At 57.5% G+C, this 18,840-nt stretch carries 16 protein-coding genes; 8 read left to right on the forward strand and 8 right to left on the reverse strand.

The genetic code is table 11. The annotated features are described in order from the left end of the window. Positions 1-20: 20 nt before the first annotated feature. Together JHL21_RS14070 and JHL21_RS14075 are read right to left on the reverse strand one after the other, a co-directional pair. Positions 21-1,076, reverse strand: a complete 1,056-nt coding sequence (locus JHL21_RS14070; RefSeq protein ID WP_200214153.1) for a BMP family protein — start codon at positions 1,074-1,076, stop codon at positions 21-23. Between the two features lie 13 nt (positions 1,077-1,089). Further along, entirely contained in the window at positions 1,090-1,839 is a 750-nt protein-coding gene (locus JHL21_RS14075; protein ID WP_200214154.1) for a GntR family transcriptional regulator, read from the reverse strand. Positions 1,840-1,994: 155 nt separating this feature from the next. Between JHL21_RS14075 and JHL21_RS14080 the strand changes: the two genes are divergently transcribed. Next, the gene (locus JHL21_RS14080) at positions 1,995-2,645 is read left to right on the forward strand and encodes a phosphoribosylanthranilate isomerase (protein WP_200214156.1); all 651 of its coding nucleotides are present in this window, start codon (positions 1,995-1,997) and stop codon (positions 2,643-2,645) included. 61 nt (positions 2,646-2,706) lie between these two features. Here the strand turns inward: JHL21_RS14080 and JHL21_RS14085 are convergent, their stop codons facing one another. The 5 genes from JHL21_RS14085 to JHL21_RS14105 all read right to left on the reverse strand — a co-directional run bounded on the left by JHL21_RS14085 (position 2,707) and on the right by JHL21_RS14105 (position 9,591). Beyond that, complete coding sequence (locus JHL21_RS14085; protein WP_200214157.1) at positions 2,707-5,790, reverse strand: efflux RND transporter permease subunit; 3,084 nt, start codon at positions 5,788-5,790, stop codon at positions 2,707-2,709. Next, positions 5,787-6,875, reverse strand: coding sequence for an efflux RND transporter periplasmic adaptor subunit (locus JHL21_RS14090; protein ID WP_200214159.1), 1,089 nt, complete (start codon positions 6,873-6,875; stop codon positions 5,787-5,789). Before JHL21_RS14090 ends, JHL21_RS14085 begins: the two co-directional genes overlap by 4 nt. Continuing rightward, entirely contained in the window at positions 6,872-7,945 is a 1,074-nt protein-coding gene (locus JHL21_RS14095; protein WP_200214160.1) for an efflux RND transporter periplasmic adaptor subunit, read from the reverse strand. The genes JHL21_RS14090 and JHL21_RS14095 overlap by 4 nt, the downstream gene beginning before the upstream one ends. A 5-nt stretch (positions 7,946-7,950) precedes the next feature. Then, a complete protein-coding gene (locus JHL21_RS14100) occupies positions 7,951-8,562 on the reverse strand; it encodes a TetR/AcrR family transcriptional regulator (RefSeq protein ID WP_200214162.1) in 612 nt (203 codons plus the stop codon). A gap of 75 nt (positions 8,563-8,637) precedes the next feature. After that, positions 8,638-9,591 (reverse strand): N-acetylmuramic acid 6-phosphate etherase, encoded by a 954-nt coding sequence (locus JHL21_RS14105; RefSeq protein ID WP_367948198.1) that lies wholly within the window; start codon positions 9,589-9,591, stop codon positions 8,638-8,640. A gap of 72 nt (positions 9,592-9,663) precedes the next feature. Here JHL21_RS14105 and JHL21_RS14110 point away from each other — a divergent pair, with 72 nt between their 5' ends. The 5 genes from JHL21_RS14110 to JHL21_RS18055 all read left to right on the forward strand — a co-directional run bounded on the left by JHL21_RS14110 (position 9,664) and on the right by JHL21_RS18055 (position 16,314). Then, positions 9,664-10,425 (forward strand): GntR family transcriptional regulator, encoded by a 762-nt coding sequence (locus JHL21_RS14110; RefSeq protein ID WP_200214165.1) that lies wholly within the window; start codon positions 9,664-9,666, stop codon positions 10,423-10,425. Between the two features lie 59 nt (positions 10,426-10,484). Then, positions 10,485-11,645 carry an N-acetylglucosamine-6-phosphate deacetylase gene (gene nagA / locus JHL21_RS14115; protein ID WP_200214167.1) on the forward strand — a complete coding sequence of 387 codons (1,161 nt, stop codon included), beginning with the start codon at positions 10,485-10,487 and terminating at the stop codon, positions 11,643-11,645. Between the two features lie 379 nt (positions 11,646-12,024). After that, a complete protein-coding gene (locus tag JHL21_RS14120; RefSeq protein ID WP_169196062.1) occupies positions 12,025-13,386 on the forward strand; it encodes a hypothetical protein in 1,362 nt (453 codons plus the stop codon). 602 nt (positions 13,387-13,988) lie between these two features. After that, a complete protein-coding gene (locus tag JHL21_RS14125) occupies positions 13,989-15,359 on the forward strand; it encodes a hypothetical protein (protein ID WP_200214168.1) in 1,371 nt (456 codons plus the stop codon). 166 nt (positions 15,360-15,525) lie between these two features. Next, the gene (locus JHL21_RS18055) at positions 15,526-16,314 is read left to right on the forward strand and encodes an OmpA family protein (protein ID WP_200214170.1); all 789 of its coding nucleotides are present in this window, start codon (positions 15,526-15,528) and stop codon (positions 16,312-16,314) included. Between the two features lie 4 nt (positions 16,315-16,318). Here JHL21_RS18055 and JHL21_RS14135 read toward each other — a convergent pair whose 3' ends face one another. Continuing rightward, positions 16,319-17,272, reverse strand: a complete 954-nt coding sequence (locus tag JHL21_RS14135; protein ID WP_367948199.1) for an alpha/beta fold hydrolase — start codon at positions 17,270-17,272, stop codon at positions 16,319-16,321. Between the two features lie 166 nt (positions 17,273-17,438). Between JHL21_RS14135 and dapA the strand changes: the two genes are divergently transcribed. Next, entirely contained in the window at positions 17,439-18,314 is an 876-nt protein-coding gene (gene dapA, locus JHL21_RS14140; RefSeq protein ID WP_169196066.1) for a 4-hydroxy-tetrahydrodipicolinate synthase, read from the forward strand. A gap of 5 nt (positions 18,315-18,319) precedes the next feature. Then, on the forward strand, positions 18,320-18,820 hold the full coding sequence (gene smpB, locus JHL21_RS14145) for an SsrA-binding protein SmpB (protein ID WP_169196067.1): 501 nt from the start codon (positions 18,320-18,322) through the stop codon (positions 18,818-18,820). Positions 18,821-18,840 lie beyond the last annotated feature (20 nt).

Here is an 18,840-nt window from a genome sequence, read left to right on the forward strand (position 1 = left end):
ATCTCCGAGGGCAGATAGGCTTAGAGAGTTGTTGGAACGTCGATAGAGCCGTCGATGATCTTGGCTTCTATGACCTTGATCTCTTCCATCACGTCAGCTGGAACGACAGCATCGGTGTACTTGTTGACGGCGATAGCGATCGCGCCTTCCTTCAGGCCAAGCGATTCAGCCGAGCCGAGCTTGAGTTCGCCCTTCTGGAGCTGCTCGAAAGCGTAGACGACAGAATTGTCGACCTGCTTGAGGACCGAGGTGAAGATGCGTTCTGCGGTTTCCGGACGGGATTCTTCGAAGAGAAGAGCCTGATCGGAATCGACGCCGATGACATAGCGGCCAGCTTCAACAGCGGCTTCAATGGTGCCCTGACCCGAAGCGCCTGCGACCTGGAACACAATGCTTGCGCCCTGATCGTACATGGCCTTGCCGATTTCCTTGCCAACGGCAGGATCAGCGAAGGAGTTCGAGTACTGCTTGAGGACTTCGATTTCCGGGATGATCGACTTTGCGCCAGCTTCGTAGCCAACGAGGAAGTCATCGATAACCGGGATCGGCATTGCGCCGACAACACCGAGCTTGGAGCCTTCGGCAATGTCTTCAACGCCAGCCGTGGTGAGACGAGCCGACAGAGCGCCAGCAACGAATGCGCCTTCGTTCTGACGGAAGAGGATGGAGTAGACGTTTTCACAGCCGCAAACGGCGTAGTCCACGGTGCCGTCAAAGACGACGAAGCGGATTTCTGGGAATTCTACCGCGATCTTTTCGATCAGCGGGACCATGGTGAAGGTGCCTGCAACGATGGTGTCGTAGTCGCCGCTTTCAGCGATATCGAACAGCGCTGCTTCCCAACGGGTTGGGTCGTAACCGCCTTCGACGGTCTTGGTTTCGATGCCCATTTCAGCATTGATGCGCTGAATGCCGCGTTCCGCGGAGTCGAAGAACGACTTGTCGCCGAGAGTGCCGTTGATGAAGTAAACGACACTTTCCGGGGCGCGCTGCAGATCTTCCGCCATCGCGCCACCCGCAGTCGCCAGCGTCAGTGCGCTAACAGCAAGACCTGCGGCCTTCAAAACCTTCAACATGAGCTCTCCTAAGCTACTTCGTGAGTTGGCTGAACTGGTTAATCCTGGTCGTGTAGCGATACGTCGATACGTAACGCATCACGCAGTATTCGATGGGCTGGCGGCGATCGGACAAGGTGACCCGCTCACACAGCAGCAGGGGCGAGCCCTGCTCAACATTAAGATGGGACGCGTCTTCAGGCCCTGCGGCAATTGCGCCGAGGCTCTCAAGTGCTTCTGCCAGCGAGATATTAAATCGAGCGCGGAGCAGCTTATAAAGGGAACCAACCTCAGCAAGCTCGCTTAGCGTGAAAGAGCTGTTTTGGGGTAGGTTCAGATAGGCTTCCTGCAAACCAACGGGCCGGTCGTCGACCGTGCGAATGCGGACGACTTTGGTGATGAGGCGCTTGGGCTCAATCTCAAGTACGCCAGCGATAGCGATGCTGGCGGGAATTTGTTCGACAGAAAGAACGGTTTGACCGGCGGTTTCGCCACGCTTGCTGGTATCGACAGAGAAGCCATCTATGAACCGCGACATCTGCTGAACGGCTGGTGGGGAGACAAAGGTCCCGCGCCCGTGATCGCCGTAGACGACGCCGATCGTCTCAAGAAGTTTTAGTGATTTACGGACGGTGTCGCGACTGACTTGGTAGCGCAGGGCGAGATCGCGCTCGGCGGGCAGCGGCCCATCGGCGGCAAATTCACCTGTTTCGATCGCCGCGCGCAATTGTTCTGCGAGGCGGCGGTAGAGCGGTCCATCTGTGTTCAGTGCAGAAGAGGTCATGAGAGATCCCTGTCGGACGGGGGCGTGCTAAGTGGCACGTACCAATAAGTCAACTTCACGGATTAGTGATTAAATATCAGGCAGGGCTGCGCAAAATTTGACTTCAGTGGTACGTACCAATAGAAGCCGGGGTGATATTTTAGGGAGTCTTATGTATGGCTGAACTGCCAAGCTTTATTGCGTTTACGGGTTTGGATAACCCCGCGCAGATCGGTGATTTGCGGGCGCTTTCAGCGCGTTACCCGATTGAATGGGGCGTCTTGGTGGATGATGCGCAGACAGAAAAGCCGCTGTTTCCAGATGCAGAAAAACGCAAAGCTTTTGTGACAGCGGGTGGGCTGCGCTTGGCAGCCCATGTGTGCGGAGAACAGGCACGCCGCATTGCCAACGAGCCAGACAGCGTGGACGTAGAACTATTTGGTTATTCCCGCGTCCAAGTTAATCACAGCTTTACCGGGAGTTCGGCCGCCCACATCGAGAACACCGTCTATTTCGGGCGGAAGATCGGGGTTCGCTCAATGCTGCAGTTCAGCAAAGAGACGCCTAGCGATTCTCGCCTCGATTGGTTGTTCGATGTGTCCTTTGGCACAGGCGTAGCGCCAACCGCGTGGCCGACGTTGGCGAAGAATGGTCCCTTCGTGGGCTTCTCGGGCGGGATCGGGCCAGACACGGTAACGGATGTGCTGAAGGCGATCGATGCGCCGCAGGGCGTTCAGTACTGGATCGACATGGAGTCGCGCATCCGCACAGACGGCTACCTCGACCTGAACAAGTGCGAGGCCGTGTGCCGGGCCGTTTACGGTTGATTGCAGGCTAAAAAGCAGATGCGAAAAGGGGCGGTATAGACCGCCCCTTTTTTATTGCCAGTTACGGGTGTGGTGCTGGCGCGACGGCCAGCTTGGGCTCCGGCGTTTCCTCTGGATGGATCCGGAACCATGCCACGTAGAGCGCAGGCAGGAACACCAGCGTGAGGATCGTGCCCACCAAAATTCCGCCGATCATGGCATAGGCCATCGGCTCCCAGAACACTTCCGTCGCAATGGGAATAAGACCCAAGCTGGCGGCGAGCGCAGTGAGGATGATCGGGCGCACACGGTGTTCCGTGGCATCGACGACGGCGTTCCACGCATGCATCCCCTCGGAGCGCAGATGCTCGATCTGCACAATGAGGATCACCGAATTTCGGATGAGGATGCCGACGAGGGCCAAGACGCCGAGAATGGCGACAAAGCCCAGGGGTTTGCCGAAGGGCAGGAGCGCCGCGACGACGCCAATGACCGCGAGCGGGGCCACAGCGAAGACGAGGATGAGGCGCGAGAAGCTCTGTAGCTGGATCATGAGCACTGTGGCCATGATGAAGAGCATGAGCGGGACGACGGCAACGATCGGCGTGATCGATTGCTCGCTGCTTTCCACTTCGCCGCCGGCGACAACGGAGTAGCCCGCGGGAAGCGATTGAGCGAAGTCAGCGACCAATGGGGCCAATGCGCTGGCAACGCTGGCGGGCTGGATTGTGCCGACAACATCAGCATTGAGCGTGATGGTTGGCGCACGGTCGCGTCGATTGATGACCGGTTGCTCCTGCTCATAGCGCAGGGTCGCGATCGAGGAGAGGGGGATGGAGCGACCATCGCCCGTTGCCAACTGCATGTCTTGCAGGGGTTCTATAGACCCACGATCACTGGCTTCGGACCGTCCGGTGACAGTGACGAGGTAGATATTGTCTCTAATCTGCGTAATCGGCTGACCAGAGGTGACGCCATTGAGGGCCGTAGAGATGTCGCTGTTGGAAATGCCCAGCTGACGGGCTTTGTCCTCAAGCACATCGACCTGCACAACTTGCATGCTTTCCATCCAATCATAGCGAACCGGACCGAGGTCTGGGTTCTGGCTAATGACGGAGGCGAGACGCTGCGCTTGGGTGCGGAGGGTTTGGACGTCCGGGCCGCTCACACGATACTGGATCGGGCGGGTGACAGGAGGGCCGAGCGCGAGACGACGCACATAGGTATCAGTGCCGGGGAAGGTCTGCTGCAGATAGGCTTCGATATCCGCCTTCACCCCATCACGGACCTTAAGGCCCTTTGTGACAATGACGGTCTGGGCAATGTTTGGCATGGCCACCGGCACATCAAGGGTCAGAACGAAGCGCGGCGCGCCTTCGCCAATGTGGCTCGAGTAGTGATCGATGTTCGGGTTTTGAGCGAGAAGGTCGGATTCGAACTTGGTGACCTGTCGTTCAGTTTCGGCAATCGAGGCGTTTTGCGGCAAGGTCCATTCCACGATCAGCTCTGGTCGGTCCGAGGATGGGAAGAACTGCTGCGGAATTAGGGTCATGCCAAAGAGGGAGGCGCCAAAGAGCGCAATGGTGACGACAATAGTAAGCCAGCGATGGCGCATCGCCCCTTGAATGACGGCCGAGAAGGCGCGCATGGCGCGGCTCTTTTTGCCAGCCTTATGCTTCATCTGCTTTGGCAGAATGGAAACGCCAATGAGCGGGGTGAAGAGCACGGCCACCACCCATGAAACCAAGAGGGCTATCGCCAACACCACGAAGAGCGTGAAAGTGAATTCGCCAGCCTGGGATGAGTTTAGGCCGATAGGGACGAAGCCCGCCACAGTGACGATAGTGCCGGTGAGCATGGGGAAGGCGGTGGAGGTGTAAACGGCCACGGCAGCCTTTTTGAGAGTGTCTCCTGCCTCGAGGCGCGACACCATCATTTCCACGGCGATCATGGCATCGTCGACCAGAAGCCCGAGCGAGATGATGAGAGCGCCGAGCGACACACGCTGAAGCGAAATGTCGAGATAGCTCATGAAGAGGAAGGTGATTGCGAGCACGAGCGGAATGGAGAGGGCGACCACCATGCCGGCACGCAAGCCGAGGCTGACGAAGCAGACCACGAGAACAATGCCAACAGCCTCAAACAAGGCTTTGGTGAAACCGTTGACGGCTTCTTCAACCACGTGCGGCTGATCAGAGACGCGATGGATCTCGACGCCATAGGGCAGTTCGCCAACGATGCGTTCGACTTCGGCAGTAAGCTCTTCGCCGAAATGCAAAAGATTGCCACCAGCGCGCATGCCAATGGCGAGGCCAATTGCTGGCTCCCCATTGTAGTGGAAGAGCGCCGTTGGTGGGTCGGTATATCCGCGCTGAACGCTGGCTACGTCGACCAGACGGAAGAACTGGTCGCCGATCCGCAGATTGACGCGCTCAAGGCTTTCTTCTGAGGAGAATTGTCCACCCACGCGCACCGCTACGCGTTGCGCGCCTGCTTGGATGACACCCGATGGGCTAATCGCGTTCTGATCTTGGAGGGTCGCAATGACCTCGGCCGCGCTGACACCCATTGCAGCAAGCTGGCGGGAGGAGAATTCGAGGTAGACCTGCTCACTCTGGGCGCCGATGAGTTCGACAGTGCCAGCTTCTTTGAGAGTTAAAATCTTGGACCGTGCGTCTTCGACATAGTCGCGCAACTGACGATGGGTCAGGCCATCTGCCGTGAACGCGTAGATATTGCCATAGACGTCGCCGAAGCGGTCGTTGAAGAAGGGACCTTGGACGCCTTGGGGGAAGGTGCGGGCGATGTCGCTGACCATGGCGCGCACTTCGAGCCAAGTCTGGCGAACGGTCGCCGCCGGGGTCTCATTGCGCAGATTGACGAAAATTGTCGTCGAGCCAGCGGTGGTTGTCGAGCGCGTGAAATCGAGGGTCTGCAAATCCTGCAGTTCGCGCTCGATGCGCTCCGTAACCTGCGTCGCCATTTCTTCGGGTGCAGCGCCGGGCCAGGCAGCGGCAATGACCATGGTGCGGATGGCAAAGGCCGGATCTTCCTCACGACCAAGGCTTAAATAGGAAAATACACCCGCCACCATGGCGACGATCATGAAGTACCAGACCATAGAGCGGTGCTGGAGGGCCCATTCGGAGAGGTTGAAGGACTTCATTTTTTGCTCTCCAGAATGAGTTTGACGGACTGGCCGTCGGTCAGGCTGTTGACGCCCGCGACGACGACGCGCTCGCCGGCCTGTAAGCCGACACTGACGATTGCACGCCCAGAAGCTGGCGCACCGCGGAGGACGACTTCTCGATAGTGAACAGTGGCGTTGGCTTCATCGACAATCCAAACGCCGGTTTTGTCATCGTCGAATTTGACAGCACTGGCAGGAATGGTGAGTTGCTGCTTGCTGGATGCCACCAAGGCAGCGCTCGCCGTTGACCCCAGCCAAAAGGCTTCCACTTCGGTCTCAATGCCGATTTTGATGCGCCAAGCCCGCGTTATCGGGTCTGCTTGGGGGGCGATCTCGCGTACCGTTCCCGGAACGCTGGTTTCAGGGGTCAATTGAGGCCAAATCTGAAACTCTGTGCCGACCGAGACCTCACCCATGAGGCTATCGGGTAGGTCAAGAACGAGATCGCGCGTTGTTGGGTCGGCCAGGGTGATGATGGATTGCCCTGCCGCGACGACCGAGCCTGCTTCGGTGTTTACGGCAGTGACAATGCCGTCAAAGGGGGCGAGCAGAGTTGTGTAGGAAAGCTGCTCCTGCGTTTGGCGCAGACGGGACTCAGCTTGGACGAGCATCGCCTTTGCCCCTGACGTCTGCTGTTCGGCCAGTTCGAGATTGGCAATGGAGACGACGTCCGTTTGCGTGAGGGTGCGCAGGCGCCCTTCCGCGGCGGCGGCATTGGCGTATTGGGCTTTTGCCGAAGCGAGATCGGCGCGTGCGGTTTGAACCGCAAGGTTCTGAGTGGTGGCGTCGAGATTGGCGAGAGGTGTTCCCTCGCTGACTTGCGCACCCAGATCGACCTGGCGTGTGACCAAGGTTCCACCGACGCGAAAAGCGATAGAAGCCGATACACGCGGGGAAACCACACCAACAAATTGCGGGGCAGACGCGTGCTGCTCTGTAACGAGTTGGGTGAGTACAGGGCGCACGGTTACGATGTCGCCCGGCGCAGCGTCGTCCGCCCATGAAGGTATCGACAGGCACAACGCAAGCGCCGAGGCGGTCAGGAGAGTGACGGACTTCATGGCTGGGCCACCTCTCGGGTATCGACAACGAGGCCGGGGGACAGGAACTGCCCCCCGGACACGACCACCTTCTCGTCATCCTCAAGCCCATCGGCTAGGATCGCGACGCCGCTCTCATAACGTTCGACAGCGACTGCTCGCAGAGAGACTGTGTTGTCAGCAGCGACGAGCCAAACCGCCGCTTGGCCATCGGCTAGCGTCAGGGCCTGCATCGGTAGGGTAACGTGATCGTCTTGCCGGACTTGCAATCGGACGGAGACGGGCACGCCTAAGGGCAGGCTAGGGTCAACTTCAACTTTCACTGGGACAGTGCCTGTCGCGTCCAAAGCCGGAGCAATTTCGGCTATGCGTCCGGTGGTGGTGGCAGCTGGATTTGAAATGGGGGAGACCGAGACCTGTTGGTTCATGTCCCAGCCAGATATTGCGGCTTCTTGCACATTGATCCGTGCGTTGCGCGGGCCATCTTCTGCGATGAGAAAGACAGGCGCGCCTGCTTGAACGACTTCGTCGACATTGGCGAGTTTGCGGATGACCACACCATCCGCACGTGCCTTGAGCGTTGTGTAGCTGAGAGCTTCTTGGGCGAGTTCGAGCTGCGCCTGCGCACTCTCAGCTGTGCCGGAGGCCGTTTCCCAAGCCGTCTTCGCCCCATCGAGCGCGCTTCGCGTCGTCAGTCCCTGATCCCAGAGGGATGTCTGTCGATCGAGCGCCGTCTTGGTCTGCGCCAAACGTGATTGCGCTGCCGTTACCCCCGCTTGTGCAGCGTCAACATCTGCTTGATATTCTGCTGGGCTCATCCGCGCTAGAACTTGCCCCGCCTGGACGCGCTGGCCGACGTCTACAGTGAGCGTCGAAAGTCTGCCGCTGATCAGAAAGGCAGCAGACGCTTGAGCTTTGGCTTCGACCGACCCTGTGAGGGTTTGTGATAGCGTTCGGAGCTGATGCGTAACCGTTACGACCTCGACGAGCGGGGTCGGCTTGGCTGCAGTATTCGCGGGGGCGTCACACGCGGCGAGGCCGGCAATGCTGGCCAATGCGGCAAGTTTGAGTAGTGAGGGGGTGTTAAGCATCGGCTTTAGCGTCCTTCAGCCGGGAGGAATTGAGCGAGGTAGAGGAGGCGAGCGGTATCTGCCATGCGCGCCGCGAGATCGGCGGGCGTGCCCTGCAGGTCGCCGCGGATCCAACGCACGACCAGCCACATCGACCCGCCTGCGATAACGTCAGAGAGTTGGCTGAGTTTTTCACTGGCTAGGGGACTGAGATCGTCGGTCGTACGGGTGAGCATGCGCTGGCTGACGAATTGAACGAGCTCTTCGAAGAACGCCGCGGTGGCTGCGCCTTCGATAGAGCGCAAATAGAAGGGGCGGTGGGCGTCGATGTGAATGAGCGCGGGCAGGGCGTGTTGCGTCACGGTCTGCTCGATGGTCTCTGGTGTGCAGACCCCAGTGAATGGCGGTAATACGGTGGCGACGCGTTCAAGTGCTGCGCGCTGCAGAGCTGAGGAAACGTCAGGGAAATGTTGATAAAACGTCGGGCGCGTAACTCCAGCTGTCTCCACCAGTTTCGTGATGGAAATGGGCTGTGACGGTTCTGCATCCACTAACGCAACTACCGCGTCCAACAGGGCACGTCGTGTCCTGAGGAAGCGAGGGTCATCGTCTTTATTGCGCGACTGCGGCTCTGACATGGCTGATCATGTTTTTTACAAACGTAAAATACATCTACAGCAAGCCGCGCGTCTGTCAATCGTCTTTGCGTGGCACTAGGGGTGTGCGAGCGCACGTAGGGCCGGGCGGAGTTGCCCGGAATGCGTGTTCAGGAGTGTCTCTGCGCTGGCAAGATCTGGCGCGCCCGCCGCCAACAGAATGGCTGGTTTGACTGCGAGTTTGGCCCGCTCAAGCGCCGCTTGCGCTTCTGGAAATGAGACGCCTGTGATCTCGGTAATCATGGTCTGAGCGCGCGTGACCAATTTCGCGTTGTCGGCGACAACATTGACCATATAGCCATCATAGATGTGCCCAAGCCGAAGAGCGGCCAGTGTGGAGATCATGTTGAGCGTGATCTTTTGTGCGGTGCCTGCGCCCATGCGGGTTGACCCCGCGATAGTTTCCGGTGGTGTGCCGAGAACAATGGAGGCATCACCCAAACTTCCCAGAGGGCTGTCTGAATTGTTGGCGATAGCAATCACTTGCGCGCCATGAGACTTGGCAACCCGCGCCGCGGCAACGGCATAGGGGGTGCTGCCACTGGCAGAAATGGCTATGACGCAATCAGCATCGGTCAAATGGAGAGTTTCCGCTTCCGCAGCGCCCGCGGTGGCGTCGTCCTCAGGGCCGCCGCGCAGGTGGCGCAGCATATCCGATCCTCCGGCGAACAAGACGATGATGCGTTCTTGGGGGATGCCAAATGTGCCCGGCAATTCAAGGGCGTCGGCCAAGGCCATGAGCGCGGAGCTGCCAGCGGCTGCATAAATTAGACGCCCGTCGCTTTGCAGAGTTTTGACGACAATGGTGGCTGCTGCGTCGATAGAGGGGATCGTCGCTGACACGCACTGTGCTGCCGCAATCTGACCATCAGCGAACAGCGTCAGAATCTCTGCGTTTGAACGAAGGTCTAACGCATTGGCGTTTTTGTTCTTTTGCTCGGTACGGGGCTGGGGCATTGCGGTCTCCAAACGTTTGGTCGAGATAACAGCGCCAGTCGCGCCGTATCGCAAAAGTCGATGACGAGCTTAGCTGGTATGTGATTGGTATTGATTAGCAGTAAACGCATGGTACAAGATGGTCCCATGAGCACTGCGCCTGAAGGTCTTTTCGGCAATAGTCCTGTTGTCCTGCCTCGCGGGGGGCCACTCTATCTGCAATTGAAACGCTGGATAGAGGGCGTAATTTTGGCGGGTGAAGTCGTCCCCGGTCATGCCCTGCCGTCAGAGCGTGATCTGGCGATCCGCGCCAACGTGTCTCGAGTGACGGTGCGCAAGGCGGTGCAGCAACTGGTCGGAGAAGGCGTTCTCGTACAGCGCCATGGCTCGGGCACATTCGTCGCGCCGCACACTGAACGGGTTGAGCAATCCCTGTCGCAGCTCACCTCGTTTACCGATGATATGGCTCGGCGTGGGATGATCGTGCGGTCGGAATGGTTGGAACGGGGCGTGTTCCTGCCGTCGCCTGAAGAAACCATGTCGCTCGGGCTTTCAGCAGGCGAAAAAGTAGCTCGTATCAATCGCCTGAGGTTACACCAAGATCTGCCGTTGGCGATCGAGCGGGCGAGTGTTTCGGCGGAACTCATCGCCGATCCGAACAAGATCGGCGACTCGCTCTACAAATTTCTCGAGACTCGCGAAGCGCGCCCGGTGCGTGCAGTGCAGCGCATCCGCGCGGCCAATATCAGCGAGACTGATGCGGCGCTGCTGCAAGTGCCGATCGGCTCAGCGGGTCTGCAGATCGAGCGGCTTTCCTATCTAAAAACTGGGCGTGTGGTTGAGTTCACGCGCTCGATCTATCGCGGGGACGCTTATGACTTTGTCGCTGAGTTGCGACTGAGCGCGTAAACCTCCCTAATCGACTTATTTCCCGACGAGCTGATGGCTCAAGCAAGTGACGTATAAGAATGAGTGATATCCAAGCCTTCACCTGTGATCGCATTTTTGATGGTCATGTCTGGCACGAGAAGGCCGCATTGCTGGTCGAATTTGGTTATGTCGCGGGCATTGTCGACCAAGCTGCTGTCCCGTCGAACGCACAGGTGACTGACTTGGGGGCTGGCATGGTTGTGCCTGGCTTCATCGACCTTCAAGTCAATGGCGGCGGTGGCATCCTCTTCAATAACGCGCCAACGCTTGAGTCTATCCGCACGATTTGCGCAGCACACCATCAGTTTGGCACGACCGCGCTCATGCCAACGCTGATCACCGATACGGCTCAGGTCAATGAGCAGGCAATTGCCGCAGGCGTTGCAGCGGACGCTGCACGCGTACCCGGCTTTATCGGTCTGCATCTCGAGGGACCGCATCTGGCCGTAGCGCGTAAAGGGACCCACGATCCTGCGCTCATCCGCCCCATGGATAGCGAAGATGAGGAGCGACTGGTCAACGCGGCGCAGACATTGCCGAACCTCATTTGCACTGTGGCGGCTGAAACAGTGCCGCCGGCGCAGATCGAACGGCTCGTTGCGGCTGGGGCTATCGTCAGTATCGGACACTCGGATGCGAGCTTCGACATGGCAAAGCAGGCCTTCTCAGCTGGCGCTTCCATGGCGACGCACTTGTTTAATGCCATGAGTCAAATGGGAAGCCGCGAGCCTGGTGTTGTAGGGGCTGTCTTGGACAGCGAAGGCGTTACCGCTGGGCTGATCGCCGACGGTATTCATGCCCATCCTGCTTCGATCGGCGTGGCACTGCGCGCTAAACGAGGTTCGGGCAAGGTGTTTCTTGTTACAGACGCCATGTCCCAAACGGGCACCGATCTACAGGAAATCATTTTAAACGGTCGCACCATCACCCGTGCAGATGGCGCATTGCGTCTGGCCAATGGAACCTTGGCTGGTGCCGATCTCGATATGATCGATGCGGTGACCTATGTGATCGATGTCGTTGGTGTGGATGCGGAAGAGGTGTTCCGGATGGCCTCGCTCTATGCGGCGCAAGCGCTTGGCATCGACAATGAGCATGGCCATTTGGGCGCTAAGGCCGTCGGCAACTTCGTTCATTTAGATGACCAGAGAGCTGTCCAGTCGACGTGGATTAATGGAAGTTGCGTCTACGCAGCTTAACCAGTTTGGGGCGCGTGCAGGATACCTGCCGCGCCCTCATTGTTTCTAAATCCTAGATTTCTGGCGCCAATAATCGTGGTGCCGTCATCTACTAAAGTGCCGAGTTAAGGTAAAATTAACCGCAGTTAACAGTTCGTCACTGAGTGTGTGCTGAATCTGCAACAACCTCTCCGCTACGAACCCCACCTCGCACCAAAACCGCTTCTGAACGATTGCGTACGCCTCCGGGTTGCGTAGAGTGGGTCTTGCGAATCCATGCATGGGATCGTTTGTCGGTCGCGACGCGACGACAACACACTGCACCACGAATAGTGTGGTCGCGTTACGACAAACCGCTGGGTAACCGGCACAAAAATATGACTGACTTTGGAGGTCAATAATGAAACTCAAGAGCCTTATCCTCGGTTCCGTTGCTGCTGCTGGTCTCTCGACCGCTGGTTACGCTGCTGATCTCGGCGTTCTCACCTCGCTCGACGTTTGCGACTCGCTCGGCATCTCGGGCCTGACCCTCTCGTCCTCGGACAACTGCCTCCAGATCACCGGCGGCGTATCGTACGAATTCGGCATCGGCCAGTTCCGTAACGAAGGCGTAGTTGCGGAAACTCACGATTCGCGTAAGGTTCCTGTTGCTCTCAACGGTGAACAGTGGGATAGCCGTACTATCTCCTGGATCAAGGCTGTTGGCACTGCAGCTTCGGACTTCGGTCCAGCTTCGGCAACCATCAAGCTGAAGAGCGACCAGCGTTTCCGTACCACTGGTACGCCACGCACCACCACCAACACTGAAAAGGAATTCGTCTTCATCGACGAAGCTTTCGTTCAGGTTGGCGACACCACCACCATCATGGCTGGTAAGAAGGGTTCGATCGCGAACCTCGGTGACGACGCTCCATTCAACTTCCTCGGTCTCTTCAACTCTGCATCGATCGACGGTGCTGGTGTTGGCCTCGACGGTGACTCCGATCTGCTCGGCGGCAACGTAATTCAGGTTGTTTCCGAAGTAGCTGATGGCGTTAAGGTTGGTCTGGGCTTCGAAGCCCTTGGCAACGATGTGAACGTTGCTGGCAAGCGTCCAGGTACTGTAGTTGGCGTTGTTGAATACGCTGGCGAAGGTATCACTGCGCACCTCACTGCAGCTGCATTCGAAGTTCTCAACAGCAACGTTGAATCCTGGATGCTGCATGCTGGCGTTACCAGCCAGTTCGACGCGTTCAAGGTCCGCGCTGCGGTATCGTACCTGAACAAGTCGCTCATCGGCGGCGCTAACTACCTCGGCTACAACCACCTGAACGCCCTGATCTCGGCTGAAGGTAAGTTCGACCTGTTCACCATCGCAGCTTCGGCTGAAGTTCTGAACGTTTCGAACCGCCCAGCTGGTGATTTCACCGACTACGGCTTCGGCGCATCGGCTGGCTTCGCAGTTACCGAAGGTGTTTCGATCAACCTCGGCGCTCGTTACTTCCACGCTGGCGTTGAAAACCTCAACACCACCCAGGTATCGGCACAGCTCGTTGCTGCTCTGACTGAAACCATCAAGGCAACTGCTGAAATCGGCGGTTACTTCGGTGACAAGATCCAGGCTCAGAAGGCTGCTGGCGTATTCAAGAACGACAACGTTATCTATGGTACCGTTGGTCTTGCTTGGGCACCAGGTGGTGGCTTCACCTCCTCGCTCGAAGGTACCGTCAACAGCGAAAACGCTTACAAGGTTACCTTCAAGGCTGCGAAGGAATTCAAGTAATCCTTGGATTAGCTTTGAATTGGGAAAGGCCCGGCTCACGCCGGGCCTTTTCTTTTTACGCTATTCCTAACTGACCGAGCGTGTAACTCACAAAGGGCCGGATGCGTGGTTATCGGTCCGTGGAGTTTGCTGGCGGTGGTTAGCGTGTTATCGACATCTGCCACGTTCGTGCCGAAGCTTGCCATAATGTGGGGCTATATCCCCGAACGATATCCGGGCGTTGACTTGGTGGTCGACTAAGTGGTTTGGGCGAGTGAACGCCCTATCCGGTTTGGTTGGGCGACCGGTATACGAGCGTCCGCTGGGTAGTTTGAGAATTTCGTTCTGTGTGGGCGAGGGTATTTGCTCGCATGCGCAACGCCCAAGTGGATCAGTGATCGAAAGAATTTCGACATCGCAATTCACTTTTTGGACCAATCGTGCGTCATTCCCGTGGTCTGCAAATCATCGTGACCGCTCCAGAATTGTGAACTGTTTCCAACCTTCTGCGTTATGGTTTATGACCCGTTAATGCGTGTGGGCTAAGGCTGGCTGAGCTGTAACCACACTGGCCATTGCGCTGCGGCGTTGCAGTTTGCTAGACTTCGTCTTGGGGCAAAACTTTGATAAATCAGCGACTTTTCCTTCTTGCCTGTGCTCTGGTTGCGCCAGCGCCGTTCGTTGCGGCGCAGGAGTTTGGTGTTGTGCAGGCGCAGGGATTGGGCGTGTTGCAGGAGTTGAGCACCTGCGACTACCTCGGCGTGCCCGGCATGACGCTGGCCTCAGATACTCACTGTCTGCAGTTGCGAGGTGGTGTGTCCTATGAGCTGGAGTTGGGCCAGTTTCGGGATGACGTTGTTATCGCACGGACGTCTCACGACACTAAATTGCCCGTCGGGCGTTATGGCGTCGATTGGAATACCAAGGTCAAGACTTGGCTGAAGTTGGTCGATGTCTCTGAAACGGATTTTGGCCCCTCTCGTGCGGTTATTCAGATTGGCACCGAGGAAGAGCAGAAGTACTGGGGCAGTGCAGTTGGCTACACCACTGACGGCCCAATGGCGTCGTCGCGCGGAAGCAATGAGCTAAAGATTGACGAGGCTTTTGTTGAGATTGGTGATGCGACCAAGTTGATGATTGGGAAGAAGGGGTCGGTTGCCATATTTGGTAACGACAGGCCGTTTAACTATCTCGGTCTGTTCAATACCTCTTCGTATGAAGGCGGTGGCGTCGGCATTGACAATGACAGCGAGAAGATTGGCGGGCATGTCGTGCATGCAACCTCTCGCTTGAACAATCAGTGGACCATTGCTGGCGGTATTGAGGCGATTGGGTCTGACACTGGCGGCACTGGGGTGGCTTCTATCGCCTATAATCGCGATGGTCTCTCCGGGCATTTAACTGGCCTGTTATTCGACCTCAGCAGTGCGGACCGTTCTTGGATGCTCCATAGCGGTGCGTCCGCATATTTCGATGGTTTTAGCCTTAGATCCGCAGTCGCATACCATGCGAACGCAAAGCATGACGGCATTGATCGCATTGACGCTATGGCCTCCGCCGAAGGGCGCTTTAGAAGTTTGACCTTCGCCTTATCGTCCGAACTTATTCATGATGGCCCGCTGTTCGGGACGAACTTCATAGACTACGGCTTTGGTGCGTCGGTTGGCTTCCCGTTACATAGGTATGTTTCAGGCAATGTCGGTACGCGCGCTTTTATCGACGGTCGCACGGGCCTGGTGACGGGGCAGGTGGCTGGGCAGGTGAACGCTGTCATGACGGAAGTTTTCGCGGTCGGCGCTGAGGCTGGTGTCTATTTTGGCTCGAAGATCGCTGAACAGAAAGTCGCTGGTGCCTTCCACAATGATGTCGTGGGATACGTTGGCGCCCATGTGAACGTGACGCCAGGTGGCGGCGTCACTGGCCACTTGAAAGGCGAGTTCAACACCGAGGGCGGATATAAGCTAACAGTCCGCGCCGGGAAGGAATTCAAGTAAGCACTCGATGCTTGAGCGAAGCCTCAGTGACGAAGTCGTGCTTGGTATGTCCCCTCGGCTTTGGTAGGTTCAGGTGTTGCGGCGCTAATCTGGAATTAAGTTGATGATCAAGGACATGCTCAAGCGAGCGGCCCCTGGTGTTGTTTTTGTTTGTATTGCAGGTTTTGTGAGTACGGTTCACGGGCAAGCGGGCACAGCCACAACTCCATCCGGCGCTGCCGAAACGGCGACGCCAAGCCCTACCACTCTCGTTTCTGCACCGGGCAGTTTCAGTTTCGTGGCCGTCAAAGTGCCTGGCGGTGCCTTGTCGTTTCGCGGGCAGGTGCCGTCGGAGGCGACCTTGCGCTACTTGAGCAATCTGTCAGGCGTCGTTGTCGATCGCTTAGCTGTATCGGGCAATGCACCCGACGATTTTGGCGCGAAGCTTCAGTCTGGCATGCGGTCCCTTATGGAACTTGATCAAGGCCGCTTAGAGTTGCGTGATGGTGATTGGACGTTGACCGGCGAAGTCGGGTCGGATGACGTCGCGCAACGCCTGGGAACGGAGCTGGGTGGCGACAGTGCCGTAAGCGTGACGGTGACAATGTCTCGCGACGAGTGTGTGGCGCGCTTGGCGGAGCTTTCTGCGCACAACGCCATACTTTTCCGGTCAGGTTCGTCGGTGATTGCTGAATCGGCTTCAGCTGAGTTGGACCTCTTTGCCCAAGCTTTGAAGGGATGCGGACACGCAGCCGTAGAGGTTGAGGGCCATACTGACAGCGACGGCGACGATCAGAAAAATCTTATCCTGTCAGTGATGCGCGCCGAAGCCGTTGTTAAGGCACTTGTGGGACGCGGCATCGCTGAAGAGCGATTTTACGCGATTGGCTACGGTGAGACTGTACCGGTAGCGGCCAACGATACGCAGGCTGGGAAATCGGCGAACCGCCGGATCGTCATTAGGCTGCGCGACTAGAGATCTAGCGGCGCGTGCGAGTCGACGGCGGCTGGGTGATCTGGCCGATGAAGCTGACAATGGTTTCGACCTCTTCGAAGTGTTCGAAAAGGGCAGGGGAGCCTTGCCCCGAAATGGTGAGTGCGGTCGCGTCAGGGCGGCGGCGCACCATTTCCTCGTAGATTTCCCGACGCAGAAGATCCGTAAGTTGCGTACGGAAAATTAGCAGCGGCGCGCATTGAAGGGTGTCAAACAGCTGCCATTGAGGCACGAGAATATCGTCAAAATCAAACTGGTCGAGGCGTTTGATGAGCCGCTCATCGAATAGCGGGAGGGCCCGACCTTTTTTGCCGGTGCTATGCGTGCGCTTGGCGAGACTATCGAGCGCAACTTCGCTGAGCTCGGGGTAGTCGCCCCCAAGGATGCGGCGGAAGCCGGAACTCACAGCTTGCCCCTGCCACGAGGCAATATGGGCAATATTGCTACGCAAACGCACTAAGCCACGCGAATCGGTCACCGGACCGGCGTCGACCAGAACTGTGCCTGCGATCAGGGTTGGATGACGGGCGGCATAGAGCATGGCGATTTGGCCACCGTGCCCTTGTCCAAAAAATATGGCGCGCCCGATTCCTAAACTGGCCAGAACATCCTCGAGGTCGCGAACGTCATTGAGCGAGTTGTAATCCTCGATCTTCGAACGGTCGTCGGCTCGCCCGCGGCCGGGAAAGTCCACTAATATCAATGGCCAATCAGCCAGCTTGGTCTTTTGGAGAATGTCCAGAAACCCGGAGAAATCCGCCATGTTGCGATGGTAGCCTGCCAGGCAAACTAAAGGTGGCCGTCCGGGTTCGAACTTTCCCCTGATGTGGACTGCTGCGTGGGTCTTTCCATCGTGTAATGGGACGCAAGTGACATCCAGCCCAGCGAAGGCTGAGTGATCGGCGGGCGTGGTTCGGTGGCGTCGCAGTAACATGTCCATGCTTCTTGTTTATCGATCTGCGGACAGGACCCACAAGCACCATTTGCTTGTCTTGTGGCGACGCACTGTTGAAAGTATGGTGCAGCGCATCCTGCGCCGCGCGTGTGCAGGCAAGATTGGAATCACGCCAGCAAAGGGCTGGCGATAATTAGGGAATATCGGCAAAATGCTGCGAGGTTCGATTACGGCACTCATCACTCCCATGCGCGATGGGGTAGTGGATGAGAAAGCCTTCGCTAGCTTTGTCGAATGGCAGATTTCGCAGGGGACGCGCGGTCTGGTGCCGGTTGGCACGACCGGCGAAAGCCCGACGGTTAGCCACGAAGAGCACAACCGCATCATCGACATCTGTATCGAAGTCGCCAACAAGCGCGTACCGGTCTTGGCTGGTGCAGGCTCGAATGCAACGGCCGAGGCTGTGGCTCTGGCTCAGCACGCCGAAAAGTCAGGCGCTGACGCGGTTTTGTCGGTTGTTCCATATTACAACAAGCCGAACCAAGAAGGCCTGTTCCAGCATTTCTCGGCTGTCGCAAAGTCCATCGGTATCCCGGTCATTCTCTACTCGGTGCCGGGCCGTACTGTCGTTGATCTCTCCGTCGACACCATTGCGCGTCTCCACGAAGCGCACAGCAATATCATTGGTGTGAAGGATGCGACGGGCAATCTCGAACGCGCGTCCATCCAGCGCCAGAAGCTGGGCAAAGACTTCATTCTGCTGTCCGGTGACGATAGCACCGCTTTGGGCTTTAATGCGCATGGCGGCATGGGCTGTATCTCGGTAACAGCAAACGTTGCTCCAGCTCTCTGCTCGCAAATGCAGGAGTTGTCGCTGGCGGGTGACTTCATTGCGGCGCGCGAAATCAACGATAAGTTGGCTTACCTGCATCGTGATCTTTTCATGGAGCCGAATCCGGCGCCTGCGAAGTATGTCGGTAATCGTCTCAATCTGTGTGCGAATGAAATGCGGCTGCCGCTTGTGCCTGTGAGCCAAGCAACGCAAGACGCAATGGACTTTGCAATGCGCCACGCAGGCCTTATCTAAGGTCTATGGCACAGGCAAAGAACGACAAGAGCAAGAACGGTTGGATCAGCCACGGTCTCGTGGCTGAAAACCGCCGTGCTCGATTTGATTATGAAATCGGCGATACCATTGAGGCCGGTGTGGTTTTAACCGGCACCGAGGTGAAGTCTCTTCGCTTAGGCAAGGCTCAAATCACCGAATCCTACGCCTCTCCAGAGATGGGGGAGCTGTGGCTGATCAACGCGCATATCCCTGAATATCTGCAGGCAAACCGTTTCAACCATCTTGAGCGCCGTCCGCGCAAATTGCTGGTGAGCAAGAAGCAGTTGGCCAAGCTGGATCAGGATGTGGCGCGGGCAGGGCACACGATTGTGCCGCTGAAGTTGTTCTTCAATGACCAAGGTCGCGCCAAGCTGCTGCTGGGCGTTGGCAAGGGTAAGAAGAATTACGACAAGCGCGCGACGGCCCGTGATCGGGATTGGAATCGCGACAAAGCCCGCATCATGAAAGAAGGCGGACGAGGATAAAAAAAGGCCCGGAGCGATCC

The organism is Devosia sp. WQ 349K1 (assembly GCF_016595685.1).
Lineage (GTDB): Bacteria > Pseudomonadota > Alphaproteobacteria > Rhizobiales > Devosiaceae > Devosia.

Excerpts from the sequence above, each read along its gene's own strand:
- JHL21_RS14120 (WP_169196062.1), top strand. The coding sequence starts at position 12,025 with ATGAAACTCAAGAGCCTTATCCTCGGTTCCGTTGCTGCTGCTGGTCTC.
- JHL21_RS14095 (WP_200214160.1), bottom strand. The coding sequence starts at position 7,945 with ATGCTTAACACCCCCTCACTACTCAAACTTGCCGCATTGGCCAGCATT.
- smpB (WP_169196067.1), top strand. The coding sequence starts at position 18,320 with ATGGCACAGGCAAAGAACGACAAGAGCAAGAACGGTTGGATCAGCCAC.
- JHL21_RS14085 (WP_200214157.1), bottom strand. The coding sequence starts at position 5,790 with ATGAAGTCCTTCAACCTCTCCGAATGGGCCCTCCAGCACCGCTCTATG.
- nagA (WP_200214167.1), top strand. The coding sequence starts at position 10,485 with ATGAGTGATATCCAAGCCTTCACCTGTGATCGCATTTTTGATGGTCAT.
- JHL21_RS14075 (WP_200214154.1), bottom strand. The coding sequence starts at position 1,839 with ATGACCTCTTCTGCACTGAACACAGATGGACCGCTCTACCGCCGCCTC.
- JHL21_RS14110 (WP_200214165.1), top strand. The coding sequence starts at position 9,664 with ATGAGCACTGCGCCTGAAGGTCTTTTCGGCAATAGTCCTGTTGTCCTG.
- JHL21_RS14080 (WP_200214156.1), top strand. The coding sequence starts at position 1,995 with ATGGCTGAACTGCCAAGCTTTATTGCGTTTACGGGTTTGGATAACCCC.
- JHL21_RS14135 (WP_367948199.1), bottom strand. The coding sequence starts at position 17,272 with ATGGACATGTTACTGCGACGCCACCGAACCACGCCCGCCGATCACTCA.
- JHL21_RS14090 (WP_200214159.1), bottom strand. The coding sequence starts at position 6,875 with ATGAAGTCCGTCACTCTCCTGACCGCCTCGGCGCTTGCGTTGTGCCTG.
- JHL21_RS14070 (WP_200214153.1), bottom strand. The coding sequence starts at position 1,076 with ATGTTGAAGGTTTTGAAGGCCGCAGGTCTTGCTGTTAGCGCACTGACG.
- dapA (WP_169196066.1), top strand. The coding sequence starts at position 17,439 with ATGCTGCGAGGTTCGATTACGGCACTCATCACTCCCATGCGCGATGGG.
- JHL21_RS14100 (WP_200214162.1), bottom strand. The coding sequence starts at position 8,562 with ATGTCAGAGCCGCAGTCGCGCAATAAAGACGATGACCCTCGCTTCCTC.